General features: G+C 60.1%; 18 protein-coding genes and 2 tRNA genes. 5 read left to right on the top strand and 15 right to left on the bottom strand.

Annotation, left to right across the window (positions count from 1 at the left end):
- The first annotated feature begins 52 nt into the window (after positions 1–52).
- Both BLU39_RS15775 and BLU39_RS15770 read left to right on the top strand, forming a co-directional pair.
- A complete protein-coding gene (locus BLU39_RS15775; protein ID WP_092714533.1) occupies positions 53–2,110 on the top strand; it encodes a methyl-accepting chemotaxis protein in 2,058 nt (685 codons plus the stop codon).
- Positions 2,111–2,335: 225 nt separating this feature from the next.
- The gene (locus tag BLU39_RS15770) at positions 2,336–3,145 is read left to right on the top strand and encodes a Crp/Fnr family transcriptional regulator (RefSeq protein WP_076571666.1); all 810 of its coding nucleotides are present in this window, start codon (positions 2,336–2,338) and stop codon (positions 3,143–3,145) included.
- 64 nt (positions 3,146–3,209) lie between these two features.
- Here BLU39_RS15770 and BLU39_RS15765 read toward each other — a convergent pair whose 3' ends face one another.
- The 12 genes from BLU39_RS15765 to BLU39_RS15710 form a co-directional block, all read right to left on the bottom strand.
- A complete protein-coding gene (locus BLU39_RS15765) occupies positions 3,210–4,625 on the bottom strand; it encodes a sensor histidine kinase (protein ID WP_092714531.1) in 1,416 nt (471 codons plus the stop codon).
- A gap of 144 nt (positions 4,626–4,769) precedes the next feature.
- Positions 4,770–5,402 carry a response regulator gene (locus tag BLU39_RS15760; RefSeq protein WP_034783185.1) on the bottom strand — a complete coding sequence of 211 codons (633 nt, stop codon included), beginning with the start codon at positions 5,400–5,402 and terminating at the stop codon, positions 4,770–4,772.
- Positions 5,403–5,603: 201 nt separating this feature from the next.
- Positions 5,604–6,008, bottom strand: a complete 405-nt coding sequence (locus BLU39_RS15755; RefSeq protein WP_092714529.1) for a MerR family transcriptional regulator — start codon at positions 6,006–6,008, stop codon at positions 5,604–5,606.
- Positions 6,009–6,018: 10 nt separating this feature from the next.
- Complete coding sequence (locus tag BLU39_RS15750; protein WP_010399205.1) at positions 6,019–6,366, bottom strand: integration host factor subunit alpha; 348 nt, start codon at positions 6,364–6,366, stop codon at positions 6,019–6,021.
- Between the two features lie 170 nt (positions 6,367–6,536).
- Positions 6,537–8,963, bottom strand: coding sequence for a phenylalanine--tRNA ligase subunit beta (gene pheT / locus BLU39_RS15745; protein ID WP_092714527.1), 2,427 nt, complete (start codon positions 8,961–8,963; stop codon positions 6,537–6,539).
- A 78-nt stretch (positions 8,964–9,041) separates the two neighbouring features.
- Complete coding sequence (pheS, locus tag BLU39_RS15740) at positions 9,042–10,058, bottom strand: phenylalanine--tRNA ligase subunit alpha (protein WP_034751917.1); 1,017 nt, start codon at positions 10,056–10,058, stop codon at positions 9,042–9,044.
- A 147-nt stretch (positions 10,059–10,205) separates the two neighbouring features.
- Positions 10,206–10,565 (bottom strand): 50S ribosomal protein L20, encoded by a 360-nt coding sequence (gene rplT / locus BLU39_RS15735; RefSeq protein WP_010399214.1) that lies wholly within the window; start codon positions 10,563–10,565, stop codon positions 10,206–10,208.
- A 26-nt stretch (positions 10,566–10,591) separates the two neighbouring features.
- Positions 10,592–10,789 (bottom strand): 50S ribosomal protein L35, encoded by a 198-nt coding sequence (rpmI, locus tag BLU39_RS15730; RefSeq protein WP_038493025.1) that lies wholly within the window; start codon positions 10,787–10,789, stop codon positions 10,592–10,594.
- A 227-nt stretch (positions 10,790–11,016) separates the two neighbouring features.
- On the bottom strand, positions 11,017–11,538 hold the full coding sequence (infC, locus tag BLU39_RS15725) for a translation initiation factor IF-3 (protein ID WP_071650129.1): 522 nt from the start codon (positions 11,536–11,538) through the stop codon (positions 11,017–11,019).
- A 51-nt stretch (positions 11,539–11,589) separates the two neighbouring features.
- Positions 11,590–13,497, bottom strand: a complete 1,908-nt coding sequence (gene thrS / locus BLU39_RS15720; RefSeq protein ID WP_092714741.1) for a threonine--tRNA ligase — start codon at positions 13,495–13,497, stop codon at positions 11,590–11,592.
- 213 nt (positions 13,498–13,710) lie between these two features.
- A tRNA-Val gene (locus BLU39_RS15715) sits at positions 13,711–13,787 on the bottom strand.
- A gap of 63 nt (positions 13,788–13,850) precedes the next feature.
- Positions 13,851–13,927 (bottom strand) — tRNA-Val (locus BLU39_RS15710).
- Positions 13,928–14,064: 137 nt separating this feature from the next.
- On the opposite strand from BLU39_RS15710, the gene BLU39_RS15705 reads away from it, so the two are divergent.
- On the top strand, positions 14,065–14,529 hold the full coding sequence (locus BLU39_RS15705; RefSeq protein WP_092714525.1) for a hypothetical protein: 465 nt from the start codon (positions 14,065–14,067) through the stop codon (positions 14,527–14,529).
- A 3-nt stretch (positions 14,530–14,532) separates the two neighbouring features.
- On the opposite strand, the gene BLU39_RS15700 is transcribed toward BLU39_RS15705, so the two are convergent.
- Positions 14,533–15,645 carry an acyltransferase family protein gene (locus BLU39_RS15700; RefSeq protein WP_175539327.1) on the bottom strand — a complete coding sequence of 371 codons (1,113 nt, stop codon included), beginning with the start codon at positions 15,643–15,645 and terminating at the stop codon, positions 14,533–14,535.
- 148 nt (positions 15,646–15,793) lie between these two features.
- On the opposite strand from BLU39_RS15700, the gene BLU39_RS15695 reads away from it, so the two are divergent.
- Positions 15,794–16,747, top strand: a complete 954-nt coding sequence (locus BLU39_RS15695; protein ID WP_254788989.1) for a M14 family metallopeptidase — start codon at positions 15,794–15,796, stop codon at positions 16,745–16,747.
- Here BLU39_RS15695 and BLU39_RS15690 read toward each other — a convergent pair whose 3' ends face one another.
- Complete coding sequence (locus tag BLU39_RS15690) at positions 16,748–17,077, bottom strand: SMR family transporter (RefSeq protein WP_092714736.1); 330 nt, start codon at positions 17,075–17,077, stop codon at positions 16,748–16,750.
- Positions 17,078–17,100: 23 nt separating this feature from the next.
- Complete coding sequence (gene sugE / locus BLU39_RS15685; RefSeq protein WP_046684095.1) at positions 17,101–17,421, bottom strand: quaternary ammonium compound efflux SMR transporter SugE; 321 nt, start codon at positions 17,419–17,421, stop codon at positions 17,101–17,103.
- A gap of 212 nt (positions 17,422–17,633) precedes the next feature.
- Here sugE and BLU39_RS15680 point away from each other — a divergent pair, with 212 nt between their 5' ends.
- Positions 17,634–17,993, top strand: a complete 360-nt coding sequence (locus BLU39_RS15680) for a DUF1304 domain-containing protein (RefSeq protein WP_092714521.1) — start codon at positions 17,634–17,636, stop codon at positions 17,991–17,993.
- Positions 17,994–18,137: the final 144 nt, after the last annotated feature.

Here is an 18,137-nt window from a genome sequence, read left to right as displayed (position 1 = left end):
CCGCAGGCAACATTGCACTGCAGAAATGTTGCCACTCTTCCCTGGAAACCCGATGAAAATCCTCCTCACTCCCGCCATCCGACTCATGCAGCGTTTGCGCCTGCTGCCCAAATTCATGCTTGTCAGCCTGGTCTTCCTGCTGCCTTTGGCGCTGGCGACCACCCTGCTGATCTCGGAGCTGGGCAAATCGCTGGCCCAGGCGCAGGACGCGCAGCGTGGCGTGGCCTATGTGCGCCAGTTGCAGGAAGGCACGCGCCTGCTGCAGCAGCGGCGCGGCCTCGAACACTTGCGCCTGAGCGGCAAGGCGGGCATGGACAATACGGCCCTGAACGCGCGCATCACGGCCGCGCTGGCGGCCCTGGCGCGCCTGCCGGCGGGCGCCGGCCTGCCGCAGGCGGTGGCGCTGAACAAGCAGTGGCAAGCCCTGCTGGGCCGCCAGGCCGGCGTCGCGGCGCGCGACAGTTACGCGGCGCACACGGCGCTGCTGCGCCAGGCGGCCAAACTGGGCCAGCTGGTGGCCGACCGCTCGCACCTGAGCCTGGACCCGGACGCGGGCGCCAACCACCTGAGCGCCGCCTTCACGGCCACCCTGCCCGACCTGGCCGAAAGCCTGTCGGACATCGCCGGGCGCGGCGCCGCCTACATCGACACGGGCCTGTTCGAAGCGAATGAAGATCAACTGGTCAACGCCAACGCCCTGATCGCGCGCCACGAACTGGAACGCCTGCCGGCCCGCTTCGACGAAATCCTCGCCGCCAGGCCGGAGCTGCGCGCCAGCGTGCAGCCGGCCCTGAAAGCCGTGCCGGCCGCGCTGGCCTTTCTCGAACGCACGAAAAACGAAGTGACGAATTCCTACGACCAGACGTCGGGCGCGCAATTCCACGCGGCCGGCATGCAGGCGATCGACGCCCTGCACGCGCTCTCCGGCGCTTCCGCCAGCGCCCTGGACGATTTGCTGGCGCAACGCATCGCCCGCGACGAGGCGCGCCGCGGCCTGATCCTGGCGGCCATGCTGCTGGTGCTGCTGGCCGCCGCCTACCTGTGCGCGGGCTTCTATGCCGCATTCGCGCGCGACGTGACGCAATTGCGCGTGGCCGTCGGCGCGGCGGCGGCGGGCGACCTGTCGCAGCGCATCACCTCGCAGGCGCACGACGAGATCGGCGACCTGGTGCGCGACTTCGGCGCCATGACGCACGGCCTGGCCACCCTGGTGCAGGAAATCCGCGGCGGCGCGGCCGTCATCGCGGCGGCCGGCGCCGATATCGCCCAGGGCAACGCCGCCCTGTCCGGCCACACGGCCACGCAGGCCGATGCGCTGGGCGCCACCGTGGACTCGATGCGCGAACTGACTGCCACCGTGGGCCGCAACGAAGCCCACGTAGGACAGGGGCGCACCCTGGTGGCGACGGCGGCCGACGTGGCCCTGCGCGGCGGCCAGACCGTGGGCGCCGTGGTCGACACCATGGCCTCGATCAAGGCCAGTTCGCACAAGATCGTCGACATCATCGGCGTCATCAACGGCATCGCCTTCCAGACGAATATCCTGGCCCTGAACGCGGCCGTCGAAGCGGCCAGGGCCGGCGAGCAAGGGCGCGGCTTTGCCGTCGTCGCCTCGGAAGTGCGCAGCCTGGCGCAGCGCTCGAACGATGCGGCGCTGGAAATCAAGCGCCTGATCGGCGATTCCGTCGCCACCGTGGATGCGGGCGGCGACCTCGTCAATGCGGCAGGCAGCACCATGCGCCAGGTCGTCGACGCCGTGCAGCAGGTGGCCGTGGTGATCGGACGCATCAGCAGCGCCGGCGCCGAGCAGAATGGCGAGATCGCGCGCATCAACCAGGCGCTGGCGCAAATCGACGACATGACGCGCCAGAACGCGGGCCTGGTCGACGAGGCGCGCGCCGGTTCGCAGCGCCTGCACCAGGAAGGCGAGGCGCTGACGCAGGCCGTCAGCCGCTTCCGTCTGGGGGAACACGAGGCGCCTGCCACGCGCCCGGCATCGGCCGCGACCGTGCGCGACGGCTTGCCCAGCGTGCGTCCGGCCGGCCTGTGGAGCGCCAATAAACCGCGCGTCATATCACAAAATCGCGCGGAACGGCGCAAGGCTAGTTAGTCAAAAGTGTGGACGTAGGACAAGGACTACAAATCCGCCTCAAAATAGACTACAAAGTGGCGACTGCTAATCTTATGTTCGCCACTTACATAAGCTTTTAAAGTAGCTACATCGCGATCTGCACCGCGCGGTCGAAAAAAAGCCGTGACCACATGGATATGGCAACTTTTTTTGACCAGCAACGCGGCAGTCGCACTCCGATGTAAAAAGCCTGTGAGGAATACTATGAACCATACTCAACTTAGCACCCCGGTCCAGAAGAATCAGTTGCTGCCGCGCGCCATGCCGGCGGCCGGACGGGAAATCAAGCTTGCGTCGCGGGTTAGCCTCAGCAGTGCCCAACAAAATGAATTGCTGGCCGCCCTGCCGCGCGCCGCGCTCGAATCGCTGTTCGAAGACCTGGAACTGGTGGAACTGCCTTTCGGCAAGGAACTGTACGCCTACGGCAACAACCTCGAATACAGCTACTTCCCTACCACCGCCATCATTTCGCTGCTGTACGTGATGGAAGATGGCGCCACGACGGAAATCGCCGTCGTCGGCCATGAAGGCGTGGCCGGTGCCTCGCTGCTGGCAGGCGAGCGCGCCATGTGCACGGCTGTCGTGCAAAGCGCCGGCTACGGTTACCGCCTGAAAACGCAAAGCTTGCGCGACGCCTTCAATCAGGGCGGCGCCCTGCCCCAGCTGCTGATGCGCTACACCAACGCCCTGTTTGCGCAAATGGCGCAGAACGCCGTCGGCGGACGCCACAGCTCGATCGAGCAAAAACTGTGCCGCTGGCTGCTGGACCGCCTGGACCGTTCGCCATCGAACGAATTGAAAGTCACGCAAGAGCTGATCTCGATCATGCTGGGCGTGCGCCGCGAAAGCATCACGGCCGCCGCCGGCAAGCTGCAGGAAGAAGGCTTGATCCACTATCGCCGCGGCAATATCACGGTGCTGGACCGCGCCGGCCTGGAATGCTATGCGGGCGAATGCTACAAGGTCGCCAAGACGGAATATGACCGCTTGCTGCGCGACGTCTCACGCTGCTGATCCGCAAGATACATAAAAAAATGGCCAGGCTGCATGCCTGGCCATTTTTTTGCCTCAACTTACCTTACGCCTCGGCATCCGCATCGATGTCTTCCGGTTCCGGCGTCAGCGGCAAAGGAATCACGGCTTCCACGCATGTCCCCTTGCCTTCCGGTCCCGCGCGCACGGTAAGGGTGCCGCCCAGCAGCAAGGCCCGCTCGCGCATGCCCAGCAAGCCGTGCGACATCGGTTTTTGCAGCGCAGCTTCCGTGATGCCGATGCCGTCGTCGATCACGCGCAGCACCAGGCCTTGCTCATTGCGTTTCAAGGTCACGCTGACCATGCCGGCGCGCGCATATTTCATGATATTCGTCAGCGATTCCTGCACGATACGGAACAGGGCAATCGTCAGGGTTGCTTCGCGGTTATCGATATTGATGGCCACGTCCGTTTCGCAGCGAACCGAGCTCATGCGCGCAAAATCCTCGCAATAGCTTTCGATGGCGGCGCACAGGCCCAGGTTGTCCAGCAGGCTGGGGCGCAAATCCTCGACGATGCGGCGCTTGAGTTCCACCGTTTCCAGCAAGGTGGCCTTGGCGCGGCGCAATTGCGCGGCCAGTTCCGGCTGCGTGTGCGCCAGTTGCTGCGTGACGGCGCCCAGATCCATGCTGATCGACGTCAGGTTGGCGCCCAGCTCATCGTGCAACTCGCGCGCCAGGCGCGCTTTTTCCACTTCGTTGACGCTGATCAAATGGCGCGACAGCACGGATAGCTGCTCGGTACGCTTGCTGACCGTCGATTCCAGGGTGTCGTTGGCATTTTGCAAGGCATACTCGACGGCAGCGCGGTTCTGGAAGCTGCGCCGCACCAGCTGGTAAAACATGATCAGCACGAGGATGGCCAGGGCATTGATGCCGATGCCGAGCAGCACGGCTTTCTGGTACTCGTGGTAAAAGGCGGCGCTGCCGGTCGACAGCGCTTCATTCTGTTCGCGCGTCATGATTACCACCTGCAGGCGGATCTCGTCCATGGTGGCGCGGTCATCGGTGACGCGGGAAATGTTGACGATCTCGGCCAACCCGCCCTGCTTGTAGACGTCGATCGATTGTTGCAACATCGACATCTTGCGACGGATCAGGCTTTTCAGCTGGCCCAGGTTTTTCAGCTGGGTGGGACTGCCCGCAAGCAAGGTTTGCAGCTCGTTGAATTCGTTCTCGATTTCCGTGGTGGCCGTCTTCGACGGTCCCAGGTACGTTTCGGAGCCGGAAATGAAATAGCCGCGCAAGCTGCTTTCCGCATCGAGCACGAGCACGTTCAAGTACTGCAGGCGGTCGGCCACGCGGGCGCTCTGGCTGAGCAAGGCATTCGTGCCCTTCAGCGACTGCAGGTTATGATAAAGACTGAAACCATTGAGTACAAGCAGCAAGGCGCAAGTCACGCACAGGATCGTCTTGTAGAGGGGCAGGCGGTGATTCGGGGCCGGTTCAGCGGTGAAATACATCCTGGTGTGCATCCTTAGCAAGGTTCGGCGCGGGAGAGAGCGCCGGCGCCGGCCAATTATAGTCCTCGCCACAATCTGCTGCACTGCACAAGTCGTGCTGGCTAGCGAGCTGAGCGATCATGGTTCCATGATCGCACCGCAGCGCTAGTCAAGCAAATTGTTTTTCATTGCGTAATAGGTCAAGTCGCTGTTGGATTGCAAGCCCATTTTTTCCATGATGCGCGTACGGTAAGTACTGACCGTCTTGATGCTCAGCGACAGAGCCACGCCGATATCGGACACGGTGGCGCCGCGCGCCAGGCGCAGGAAGACCTGGAACTCGCGGTCCGACAATTCCGTATGCAGGGCGGCATTCGTGTCGCGGTCGAAGGACTGCGCCAGCAACTCGCCCACGGTGGAGCTGACATAGCGACGCCCCTGGAACACGGTGCGCACGGCCGTCATCAGCTCGTCCGCTTCGCATTCCTTGTTCAGATAGCCGTTCGCGCCCATCTTGAACAAATTCAGCGCATATTGCTGCGCGGGATAGCCGCTGAGGATCAGCACGGGCAATTCCGGCTGTCCCTGGCGGATCGTGCGCAAGGTATCGATGCCGCTCTGATCGGGCATGGCGATATCGAGCAAGAGCACATCGCAAATTTCGCGGCGGGCGATATCGAGCGCTTCACGCCCCGTACCGGCTTCCGCCACCACACTGAAATCGCTTGACGACGAAAAAATCTGTTTGAATCCAGCTCGTACTATTTGGTGATCATCACAAATGGCAACGCGTATCATTGTTTCCCCTTAAATTTTCCTGGCCTGGGAAAGACTACCGGAACCTGAACGCTGTTCCGGTTCAGCGTCACTAACAAAAACGCAACATTAACATTATATTCAAAATATGGCGCGCCGTACGGTAGCGTCGGCGCCAACGTGGAGCGCCCATGCAGTATAGTCAACCGGTACCGGACAACTCCACCTATATTGGTACAAATCTTATTTTAGCAAGTTTAAAATTGCGATTAATTCATTGCGTATCCATACGCGGTCCAGCGGTGCTTCCTGCGGCACGACAGGCATGGCCGGCAGTACTGGCAGCTCGTCGGCATTGGCATGCGATGCGCCACGGCTGTCGAGCTTGTTGCGCGCGCCGCTGATGGTAAAACCCTGCTCGTACAGCAATTCGCGGATGCGGCGTATCAGCAGCACTTCATGGTGCTGATAATAACGGCGGTTACCACGTCGTTTGACCGGCTTGAGCTGGGAAAACTCCTGCTCCCAGTAGCGCAATACATGCGGTTTGACGCCGCACAACTCGCTCACCTCGCCGATCGTGAAATAGCGTTTCGCCGGAATGGGCGGCAAGGCGATCAACTCGGTTTTACTGATGCGCTCGTTCATCGCCACTCACTCAGGCAGCACGTGCCAGCGGACTGGTCTCTTCGACCATGCTTTTCAGCTTCTGGCTCGCATGGAAGGTCACGACACGGCGCGCCGTGATCGGTATCTCTTCGCCCGTCTTCGGATTGCGGCCCGGCCGTTGCGGCTTGTCGCGCAACTGGAAATTGCCGAAACCGGACAGCTTGACGGCTTCGCCACGCTCGAGCGCGTTGCGGATCTCGTCAAAGAAGGTCTCGACCATATCCTTCGCTTCGCGCTTGTTCAGGCCCACTTGCTCGAACAACAGTTCGGCCAGTTCCGCCTTGGTCAAGGTGGGTAAATCTTTTTCCGCTTCCTGGCGCACTTTGGCAACCAGCATGGCCCGATGCAAATCGGCGGCCAGTGCGGATTGCAGTACGGCGGAATCAACGTCGCTGTTATTAATTTTCCTGCCCTGCCTTTTCTGTGCGCCCGAGCCCGCCACATGGCAAGCTCGTCTACGATTAACGACGGAAAGGCCGTCACGCAAGGCGACGGCCGGTCCGGTAATTACGAACGCAGTTTCGCGTCGTGGCCCTGCTTGGCGGCATCGATCAGGACAGCCATCAGGCCATCGACGACATCGTCTTGCAGGGTGTTTTGAGTATCTTGCAAGCTAATCCGGAAAGCAAGGCTTTTTTCATCCGTTTCCAGCCCTTTTCCACGATATTCATCAAATAAAACAATGGCTTGCACGATACGTGCCGCCGGGCTCGCCTTGGCGGCGGCATGGAAGCTGTCGAGCAGATCCTGCACGGCCACCGATTGCTTGACGACCACGGCCAGGTCGCGGCTGGCGCCAGGGAATTTCGAGATTTCCTGGTACACGGGCACGACTCTTTGCGTCAAGGCAGCGGCGTCGACTTCGAACAGCACGGGCGCCAGCGGCAAGTCGTACTTTTGCATCCAGCGCGGGTGCAATTCACCGATGAAACCGATGACCTTGCCATCGAGCTCCACGTTGGCCGAACGGCCAGGATGCAGGGCCGGATGTTCCGCCTTGGTGAAACGCAAGACCAGCGGCGCGAACAGCGCTTCCAGGTCCGCCTTCACGTCGAAGAAGTCGACCGTGCGCGAGGCCTGGCCCCACTGCTCGTCGGCCACCGCGCCGTAGGCCATGGCGGCCACGCGCTTCGGCTGGGCGTAGCCAGCCACCGACAACGGGCCGTTTTCCACGCTGTCGTCGCGCTGGTAGATGGCGCCCACTTCGAAGATGCGCACGCGGTTCGTCTTGCGGTTCAGGTTGTAGCGTACGTTCGCGATCAGGCTGCCGATCAGCGAGGAACGCATCACGCTCATCTGGCTGGCGATCGGGTTCTGCAATTTGATCGGATTCGTGTTGCCCGAGAAATCGCGCTCCCATGCCGTATCGACAAAGCTCATGTTAACCACTTCCTGGAAGCCCAGGTCGGCCAGCTCATGACGTACCGCAAACAAGGAGCGGGTATTTTCCGGTGCAATCTGCATCACGTTCGCGGCCACGGGCGGCAAGGTCGGGATGTTTTCAAAGCCGTACACGCGCGCCACTTCCTCGATCAGGTCTTCCTCGATCTCGATGTCGAAACGGTAGCTGGGCGAGGTCACGGAAAACACGCCGTCGGCCAGAGTAAATGGCAGGGCCAGGCGCGTGAAGATGTCGGCGATCAGCTCGTCATTGAGCGGCACGCCGATGACTTTTTGCGCGCGCGCCGTGCGCATCGTCACAGGCTGGCGTTGCGGCAAGTTCACCACGTGGTCGTCGACGGGACCGACGGTGGTCGCTGGCGTGCCGCAGATTTCCACGATCAGCGCCGTAATGCGCTCGATGTGCTCGACGGTGGTGGCGAAATCAACGCCGCGCTCGAAGCGGTGCGCCGCATCGGTCGAGAAATTCAGACGGCGTGCGCGGCCTTGAATGGCGTTCGGCCACCAGAATGCCGCTTCCAGGTAAATGCTGTCCGTATCGTCCGACACGGAGCTGGCGTCGCCGCCCATGATGCCGGCCAAGGATTCGATTTCCTGATCGTCGGCAATAACGCCGACCCACTCGTCGACGGCAATGGTAGTGCCATTCAACAGCTTGACGGATTCGCCCGCCTTGCCCCAACGCACGTCGAGGCTGCCGTGAATCTTCGCCAGGTCGAATACATGGCTGGGACGGCCCAGTTCCAGCATGACATAGTTGGAAATGTCGACCAGGGCCGACAGCGGACGCTGGCCGCTGCGCTCGAGGCGCTGCTTCATCCAGTCCGGCGTGACTGCCTTGGCGTTCAAGCCGCGGATGACACGGCCCGTGAAACGGCCGCACAGGTCCGGCGCGCTCACTTTCACGGGCAGGATTTCATCGCTGGAAACAGGCACGGTGCGGAACTGCGGCGCATGCAGGGGCACGCCCGTCAAGGCCGACACTTCGCGCGCCACGCCCAGCACGGACAGGCAGTCCGCCTTGTTTGGCGTCAACTTGATGGTGAATTTCAAGTCGTTGAGCGCAAAGTAATCGCGGAAATTCTGGCCGATCGGCGCGTCGTCCGGCAATTCCATCAAGCCGGCGTTTTCTTCCGACAATTTCAATTCGCGCGCGGAACACAGCATGCCTTGCGACTCGACGCCGCGCAGCTGGCCCACCTTGATTTCAAACGGCTTGCCATCGGCGCCAGGCGGCAGCACGGCGCCGGCCATCGCGCAGACGACTTTCAAGCCCGGGCGCACGTTCGGCGCGCCGCAGACGATGTTGAGCATGGTGCCCGTGCCGACATCGACCTGGCATACATTCAGGCGGTCCGCATTCGGATGTTTTTCCATCTCCAGGACCAGGCCCACCACCACGTTCGAGAACGGCGGGGCGACAGGATCGACGTCCTCGACTTCGAGACCGGACATGGTCAGCAGATGGGCCAGTTCGTCCGAAGTCATCTTCGGATCGACCATGGTACGGAGCCAGTTTTCGGAAAATTGCATAATCAAGCCTTCAAAGGGTCAAAGCTCACAGCGCGAGCGCACAGGCGCTCAAGCGCCATGAATCAAACGGAACAACGTTTAGTTGAATTGCTTCAAGAAACGCAAGTCGCCTTCGTAGAACAGGCGCAGGTCGTTGATGCCGTAACGCAGCATCGTCAAGCGTTCCAGGCCGGAACCGAAAGCGAAACCGATGAATTTCTCGGGATCGAGGCCGAAGTTCTTCACGACGGTCGGATGCACCTGGCCGGCGCCCGACACTTCCAGCCAGCGGCCCTTCAATGGACCGGAGCCAAAGGCGATGTCGATCTCGGCCGACGGTTCCGTGAACGGGAAGTACGATGGGCGGAAGCGCACCTGCAGGTCGTCCGTCTCGAAGAAGGCCTTGACGAAGTTCAGGTACACGCCCTTCAAGTCGGCAAAGCTGATGTCTTCGGCGATCCACAGGCCTTCGACCTGGTGGAACATCGGCGAATGGGTGGCGTCGCTGTCGACGCGGTAGGTGCGGCCCGGCGCGATGACCTTGATCGGTGGCGTATGCGTGCGCGCATAGCGCACCTGCATCGGGCTCGTGTGCGTGCGCAGCAGCAAGGGCTTGCCATCGGTGTCGTTGCCATCGATGTAAAACGTATCTTGCATGGAACGGGCTGGATGGTTTTCCGGGCTGTTGAGCGCCGTGAAGTTGGTCCAGTCGTTTTCGATTTCAGGGCCGTCGGCCACGTCGAAACCGATGGAGCGGAAGATTTCCTCGACCCGCTCCCACGTGCGCATCACGGGATGGATGCCGCCTGGCATGCGGCCACGGCCTGGCAGGGTCACGTCGATCGCTTCGGCGTTCAAACGGCCTTGCATCTGCGCATCGGCCAATGCGTCACGGCGCGCCGTCAGCGCGTCTTCGATCTGCACTTTGACGGCGTTGATCAGGGCGCCCTGCGCCTTGCGCGCGTCCGGGTCCAGCTTGCCCAGGCCCTTCATCATTTCGGTAATCTGGCCAGTCTTGCCCAGGTAGCGGGCTTTGGCGTTCTCAAGTGCGGCAGCGTCTGCGGCGGCGATAAAGTCAGCCTGGGCCGAGACGACGAGTTCTTCTAGGGAGTTCATGCGGCATTTCCTGTTTTGGACATCAATTCTGGACCCGATTATCAAAAGTCCAACAATCAAAAACGGAAACGGGGCATAAGGTGTTAAAACCCCTGCCCCGCTCTTTATGACGTCACCCTACGGATGACGTTGTGCAATAACCGATGCTTACGCAGCGATTTTTGCTTTAACTGCGTTGACAATCGCAGCGAATGCTGGCTTGTCCATCACAGCCATATCGGCCAGGACTTTACGGTCCAGTTCGATATTTGCTTTTTTCAAGCCGTTCATGAATACGCTGTACGTTACGCCATGCTCACGGGAAGCGGCGTTGATACGGGCGATCCACAGGCGGCGGAAAACGCGCTTCTTGTTGCGGCGATCGCGGTAAGCGTATTGGCCAGCGCGCATAACTGCTTGCTTGGCAACACGGTATACACGGCTGCGGCGACCACGGTAGCCTTTAGCTTGAACAAGAATCTTCTTATGACGGGCACGAGCTGTAACCCCACGTTTTACTCTAGGCATAGTAACTCCTTAAATTGAGTGTGAGATTAAGCAGTCGGCATCATGCGCATGACGGATGTGACATCCGATGCGTTGATGTTACGGGTACCGCGCAACTGACGTTTGTTTTTGGTGGTTTTCTTGGTCAGGATGTGGCGTTTGAACGCGTGACCCGACTTGACTGTTCCACCTGGACGCACGCGAAAACGTTTTTTCGCGGAGCTTTTGGTCTTCATTTTAGGCATAGCAATCTGTCCTCTTACGGACAGCTCCATTTATAACAGGATTGCAGGTGGCAACACGACGCTGCGCTTAGATGCCTGCTTTCACATGTTGTGCAGCGGATGCGAGTCCACTACAGTTCGCGCGGCCCGGGCATTGCTGACCGGGCCGCGCAAATTCTGCCTGGGGTGTGACGCCGCGCCAATGCCGGCGCGAGCAGTTTCCACCCACAGTAAAACGCTATTGTATCTTACTTCTTCTTCTTAGGCGAAAGAACCATGATCATTTGGCGGCCTTCCATCTTCGGGAACTGCTCGACCTGGCCATACGGCTCCAGATCGGCTTTCAGACGTTCCAGCATGCGGAAGCCAATATCCTGATGCGCCATCTCACGACCGCGGAAACGCAAGGTGATCTTGGTTTTATCGCCATCTTCAAGGAACTTGATGAGATTACGCAACTTGATATTGTAGTCACCATCATCAGTCCCCGGGCGGAATTTGACTTCCTTCACGAGGATGATCTTTTGCTTCAATTTGGCTTCGTGAGCTTTCTTTTGCTCCGAATACTTAAATTTGCCGTAGTCCATCAAACGGCACACCGGTGGCTGCGCGGTAGGCGCAATTTCCACCAGGTCGACGTTTGCCTCTTCCGCCAGGCGGAAGGCTTCAGCCAAACTTACGATACCGAGTGGCTCGTTATCGACCCCGCTTAAACGCATTTCAGGGGCAGTGATTTCGCCATTGATGCGATGTGACTTGTCAGTAGCTATTGTAATTTCCTTTAAAAATCTTGTAAGACGGTCGTGCAGCGAGTTTCCTCGTCAGGCCTTGGTGTCGACTTCATGTTTGAGTCGCTCTATCAGGGCATCGACGGACATGACGCCCAGATCGACATTGCCCCGCGCCCGCACGGCCACTGTATTGGCATCCCGCTCTTTGTCGCCAATCACTAAGATGTAAGGCAATTTTTGTACGGAATGTTCACGTATTTTATAGGTAATCTTCTCGTTACGCAAATCAGCCTGTACGCGCAGCCCCGCTTTGCGCAGTTTTGTTGTTACTTCTTGTACATAATCAGCTTGAGCGTCGGAAATATTCAACACCGACACTTGTACCGGCGACAACCACAGCGGCATGGCACCCGCATAGTGTTCGATCAGGATGCCGATGAAACGTTCCAGCGAACCGACGATCGCGCGGTGCAGCATGATCGGCACCTGGCGCGTGTTGTCCACGGCGACGTATTCCGCACCCAGGCGGCCCGGCATCGACGGATCGATCTGCACCGTGCCCACTTGCCATGCGCGGCCCAGACTATCCTTCAGATGGTACTCGATCTTCGGACCATAGAACGCGCCCTCGCCCGGCAATTCCGTCCATTCCACGCCGCAGGCGCGCAAGGCCGAACGCAGGGATTCCTCGGCAAAATCCCACGACTCTTCCGTGCCGATGCGATTGTCCGGACGCAAGGCCAGTTTCACATCGATATTCGTGAAGCCGAAAGCCGTGTACACATCCATCGCCTGCTGGTGGAACGCCGTCACTTCGCCGGCGATCTGCTCTTCCAGGCAGAAGATGTGGCCGTCATCCTGCGTAAAGCCGCGCACGCGCATCATGCCGTGCAAGGCGCCCGACGGCTCGTTGCGGTGGCATTGGCCGAATTCGCCGTAGCGCAATGGCAGGTCGCGGTAGCTGCGCATGCCATTGTTGAAAATCTGGATATGGCCAGGGCAATTCATCGGTTTCAGCGCATAGGCGCGGTTTTCCGATTCCGTGATGAACATGTTTTCACGGTAATTGTCCCAGTGGCCCGTTTTTTCCCACAGGCCGCGGTCGAGAATTTGCGGCGCCTTGACTTCCTGATAGCCGTTGACCTGGTAGACATTGCGCATGTATTGCTCGACCTGCTGCCAGATCGACCAGCCTTTCGGGTGCCAGAAGATCAGGCCCGGCGCTTCTTCCTGGAAATGGAAGAAATCGAGCTGCTTGCCCAGCTTGCGGTGGTCGCGCTTTTCCGCCTCTTCCAGGTTGTGCAGATACAGTTCCTGGTCTTCCTTCTTGGCCCAGGCCGTGCCATAGATACGCTGCAGCATCTCGTTTTTCGAGTCGCCGCGCCAGTAGGCGCCGGCCAGCTTCATCAGCTTGAACACTTTCAGCTTGCCCGTCGATGGCACGTGCGGGCCGCGGCACAAGTCCGTGAACTTGCCTTCGGAATACAGCGACACTTCCTGGTCGGCCGGGATCGAGCCGATCAATTCGGCCTTGTACGCTTCGCCGATGCCCTTGAAGTACGCGATGGCTTCGTCGCGCGCGACAACCTTGCGCGTGACTTGCTCATCCTTCTTGGCCAGCTCGGCCATCTTCTTTTCGATCGCCGTCAGATCTTCGGGCGTGAACGGACGCTTGTAGGCGAAGTCATAGTAAAAGCCATTGTCAATCACGGGACCGATGGTCACTTGTGCATCGGGGAACAATTCCTTGACGGCATACGCCAGCAAGTGGGCCGTCGAGTGGCGGATCACTTCCAGGCCGTCGGCGTCCTTATCCGTCACGATCGCCAGTTCCGCGTCCTGCTCGATCAGATAGGAGGTATCGACCAGCTTGCCATCGACCTTGCCGGCCAAGGCAGCCTTGGCCAGGCCAGTACCAATATTGGCCGCAACCTGGGCCACGGTGACCGGGCCGTCGAATTGACGGGCGGAACCATCGGGAAGTCGGATTGTAAGCATATTGATCTCCATATCGGCGCTGGCGCCAGGTAAAACTGCAATGTGGTGTGAACTGAAAAACTGAAAGGAAAACGCGGACGCAAAAAAACGCGGACTAGCCGCGTTTTTCACTTTCTTGAGACAAAGGAAACCCGTTCGACTAGCGTCACTCCCAAAGCTTGGTAGTAGTTCGCGGTGTCATAACCGGTTTACCCTTTCTCTTTAACTGCATTCTGGTGGGCGGTGAGGAATTCGAATCCCCGACCCCTTGGATGTCGACCAAGTATTCTAACCAGCTGAACTAACCGCCCGTAAAACTTTTTTATCGATTACTGCATCAGCAACCGTCTTTAAAACCATCTACTGCCAAATTCTGGTGGGCGGTGAGGAATTCGAATCCCCGACCCCTTGGATGTCGACCAAGTATTCTAACCAGCTGAACTAACCGCCCCGAAGACCAGCATTATAGAGAGGCTTTCCCAGAATGACAAGGGCTGTTTTACAGGAAACTTTAATCCTTTCTCCGGGCGTCAGCCTCCTTTATATGCAGAGGGCCCGGGGCGCGCGGAATGCCGCTAGAATCGCGGCATGAACTCCACCCTATTAGCCTGGCTGAAAACCCTGAGCCGCATCTGCGGTTTTGAAACGGCCGACTCCTTCCCGCCCCATCATCCGTATGCGCGCACGCGCTGGGACGCCGCGTATTTCGATATCGCTTCCGACGTGAAACCCGACGAGATCGAACGGCGCATCTGCGCAGCCATCGCCAACACGCCGAGCGTCTTCGCCTACATCACCAATCCCACGCCGCGCATGCAGCGTGCGCTGCTGAACGTGATCCACGACCGGCTGCGGCGCCAGCCCGGCGCGGGCGCCACGGACCTGGTGCTGATGCTGATCCATGCCTACGCCAGCGACCACATCACGGAAGCCGTGCCCGGCTTGCGCGCCCTGATCGTCAACACGGAACATGAAGACACGAACCTGCGCGTGCATGCCATCCTGGAATTGCTGGTGGGCACGCCGCGCGGGCTGGACGTCATCGACATGTAGTCGTCATGCATGATTGGCGGGCACATAACGCGCCCGCAAGCGCATGAACGGCGTTTCCACCAAGGCATATAAAAGCCAGCCCGTGGCGATACTGACAGCAATACTGACCAGTATCGCCGTGAGGCTATCGGCGCCATGGCCAAAGTCTTGCAAATAGGGCCGCAATAAAATGCACAGCTGCTTGTGCAGCAGATAAATCGCATACGACCACAGGGCCAGGCTGGCCGCGCCCGGCACGCGCAGTTTATACAGGGCACTGGCGGGACTCAACGCCGCGATCAGCAGCAGGGTAAAACTGGCGGCCAGGGCAGGATAGCCGAACACCGTCACCCAATAGCCATAGTGATCGTCGAGGAACACATACAACACCAGCGCCGTGCCCGCGATTCCCGCCAATAAGGTGCGGTTGCCATACGAGGTCAGGCGTGCCCAGGCCTGCGGATGGTAATTTTTCAGCAGCGCCAGCGCCACACCCGCCACCAACTCGTCGAAGCGGCACCACGACGCGTAATAAATATACTTGTAATAGCCAAGGCCGCCACGCGGCGCTTGCACATACTCATCCCACAGATAGGCGCGCACCAGCATGCCCACGATAAAGCTGGCGACCACGGCCACCCACGCCCACAGCAGCGACTTGCGGCAGGCGGCGATCAGCAGCACCACGGCCGGCAGCAGCACGTAGAACTGCTCTTCCACGCACAGCGACCACGCATGCGAAAACGCCGTACCCGGCGTCAGATTGATGTTTTGCGTAAAGGTCAGGAATTTCCACAGCGGCAATAACACACTATCGCCGCGAAACGCGGGCCACAAATAATAGAGGGCCAGGACGGCGTAGAAACTGGGCAAGGTGCGCAGGAAGCGCCGCGCATAGAAACGGGACAAGGAAAAACCGTGCTCGCTGCGCAAGGCCGCAAAGATCTGGTTGCCGATCAGATAGCCACTGAGGGCAAAGAACAGGTCCACGCCCGTCCAGCCGATTTCGCCCCAGAAGCCAAACGCGCCGCCGTCGCTGACGAACAGCAAATAATGGTTCATGAAGACGAGCACGATGGCTGCCGCGCGCAGGGTATCGAGGCCAGACAGGCGCGAAGAAGATGAGGAAGACGACATGGATCTCGGCAAGGAAAAACAACGGTGGCGCCGATCATGCCATGCCGGGCCCGGCCACGCGCACATTTTTACGGGAGCCTGTGGCGAATCCCGCTAAAATATGCCGACCCCGCTTTCCCTTTCCGCAACAGCATAGGATATGTCCAGCATGAGCAGCGCACTCCACTTCAAGTCCATCAACTACACGGGCCAGGGCAGCGGCCCCCGCCTGATCGTCACCGGCGCCGTGCACGGCAATGAAACCTGCGGCACCAAGGGCATACACCGCGTGATGGCTGAACTCGACAGCGGCGCCCTCTCCATCGCGGCCGGCAGCGTCACGTTCGTGCCCATCACCAACCCGCTCGCTTACGCCAAGGGCGTGCGCAGCGGCGACCGCAACCTGAACCGCAACCTCTTCCCGAACGACAATCCGCAGGATTTCGAAGACCGCATCGCCAACTGGCTGTGCCCGCTGCTGGGCCAGCACGACGTGCTGCTGGACTTGCATTCGTTCAACGCCGACAGCCAGCCTTTCGTGATGGTGGGGCCGCGCAACAACGATGGCCCGCTGCAACCGTTCAAGCACGAAGACAAGGAACGCGCGCTGGCGCGCCGCCTGGGCGTGCGCCGCTTCGTCGACGGCTGGCTGCAAACGTATGGCGCCGGCGTACAGCGCCGCCTGGGCAGCAGCGACCAGGTGGGCATGGTCTTGCGCTACGGCGTGGGCACGACGGAATACATGCGCTCGACGGGCGGTTATGCGCTGACCCTGGAATGCGGCCAGCACGCGGACCCGGCCGCGCCGGACGTTGCCTACCGCGCCATCATGAACACCCTCGCCTTCCTCGGCTTCATCGACGCGCCGCAGCCGGAACCGATCGCCGACGCCGACATGGAAGCGCTGAACATGGTTGTCGTACACGACAAGCTCGATGCGGGCGACCGCTTCATCAAGACCTGGTCCAGCTTTGACAAGGTGAAACAGGGCGAGCAGATCGGCGTGCGCGCGGACGGCACGCCCGTGACGGCCGAATTCGACGCCTACATCCTGTTCCCGGACGTCAACGCGCAAGCCAATGCCGAGTGGTATTACCTGGCGCGGGTTGCCGCCAGTTTCTGATTAGTGACCGACGGACTTGGAAAACAAGTTAATCACGAGCACGCCGGCAATGATCAGCCCCAGGCCGATCAAGGCCGGCGTATCGAGGCTTTGCTTGAACCAGAACCAGCCGACGGCGGAAATGAGCACAATGCCCACGCCCGACCAGATCGCATAGACGATGCCGGTAGGAATGACCTTCAAGGTCAGGGACAGGCACCAGAAGGCGATGCTGTAGCCGACCACGGTGATGACACTGGGCCACAAGCGGCTGAAGCCCTCGGAGGCCTTCAAGGCGCTGGTGGCGATCACTTCGGCGACGATGGCGATGGCCAGGTAGAAATACGTCATGGCGAGGCTCATGCTGACCTCCTTTATTGTGGGCTGAGCAGTTTCAAGCCCAGGATGCCGGACACGATCAGGGCGATGCAGGCGATACGCGCGGCGCTGGCCGGTTCGCCCAGCACCATGATGCCGAAGATGGCCGTGCCAACGGTGCCGATGCCCGTCCAGATGGCGTACGCCGTGCCCAGCGGCAAGGTGCGCAAGGCCAGGCCCAGCATCACGACGCTGCCCACCATGGAAACAGCCGTCAGCACGGAAGGCACGAGGCGCGTAAAACCGGCGCTGTATTTGAGGCCGATGGCCCAGCCGATTTCCAGCAAACCCGCCAATACCAGAATGATCCACGCCATGTTTTTCTCCCGAGGCGGCAGGGTCGTCCCCGCCATACAGCCCCCACATCGAGCGGGGTCGTCCCCACAGGAGCAAAGGGAAAAGTATACCATTGGGTGAAAAATCTTGCCCCAAGCACACTATCGCTAGTGCGGCCGCTCTAATCGAAAGTTGCCAAAAAACATGCACTTGGCGGCATAATTGCCGCATCCATTCACTTTCGGGAACAACGATGCTGCTACTGGCCCACATCCTTACCGCCCTCATCCTGCTGCTGCACGTGTATATCGTGCTGCTGGAAACCGTGCTGTTCGATGCGCGCGGACGCAAGGTGTTTGGCCTGTCCAAGGAAAAGGCGGAGATCGTGCGGCCCGCCATGTCGAACCAGGGCTGCTACAACGCCTTTCTGGTCGCCGCGCTGGCGCTGGGCTTTTTTCACCCGGACGCGGCCATCGCTTATGCATTCACCGTGTTCGGCCTGGCCTGCATCGCCGTGGCCGGCGTGTGGGGCGCGGCCACCGTCATGACGCGCATCCTCTATTTGCAAACAGTGCCTGCCGTCATCGCCTTGCTGCTGTTCCACTTCGCCTGATCCCTGCAGGGCGGCCAGCCGGCCGCCCTCCCCCGCTCCATAGCGCCTGCGCATACCTCAAATGGGTGATGTTTCCAAAAAACATGCCCGATACAATTCCTTGTAGCAATAAAAAAGATACCACCAGATACATGGTGGCACATC

It is taken from the genome of Janthinobacterium sp. OK676, assembly GCF_900103595.1.
GTDB lineage: Bacteria > Pseudomonadota > Gammaproteobacteria > Burkholderiales > Burkholderiaceae_D > Janthinobacterium.
This window is presented reverse-complemented; position numbering and strand designations above follow the sequence as displayed.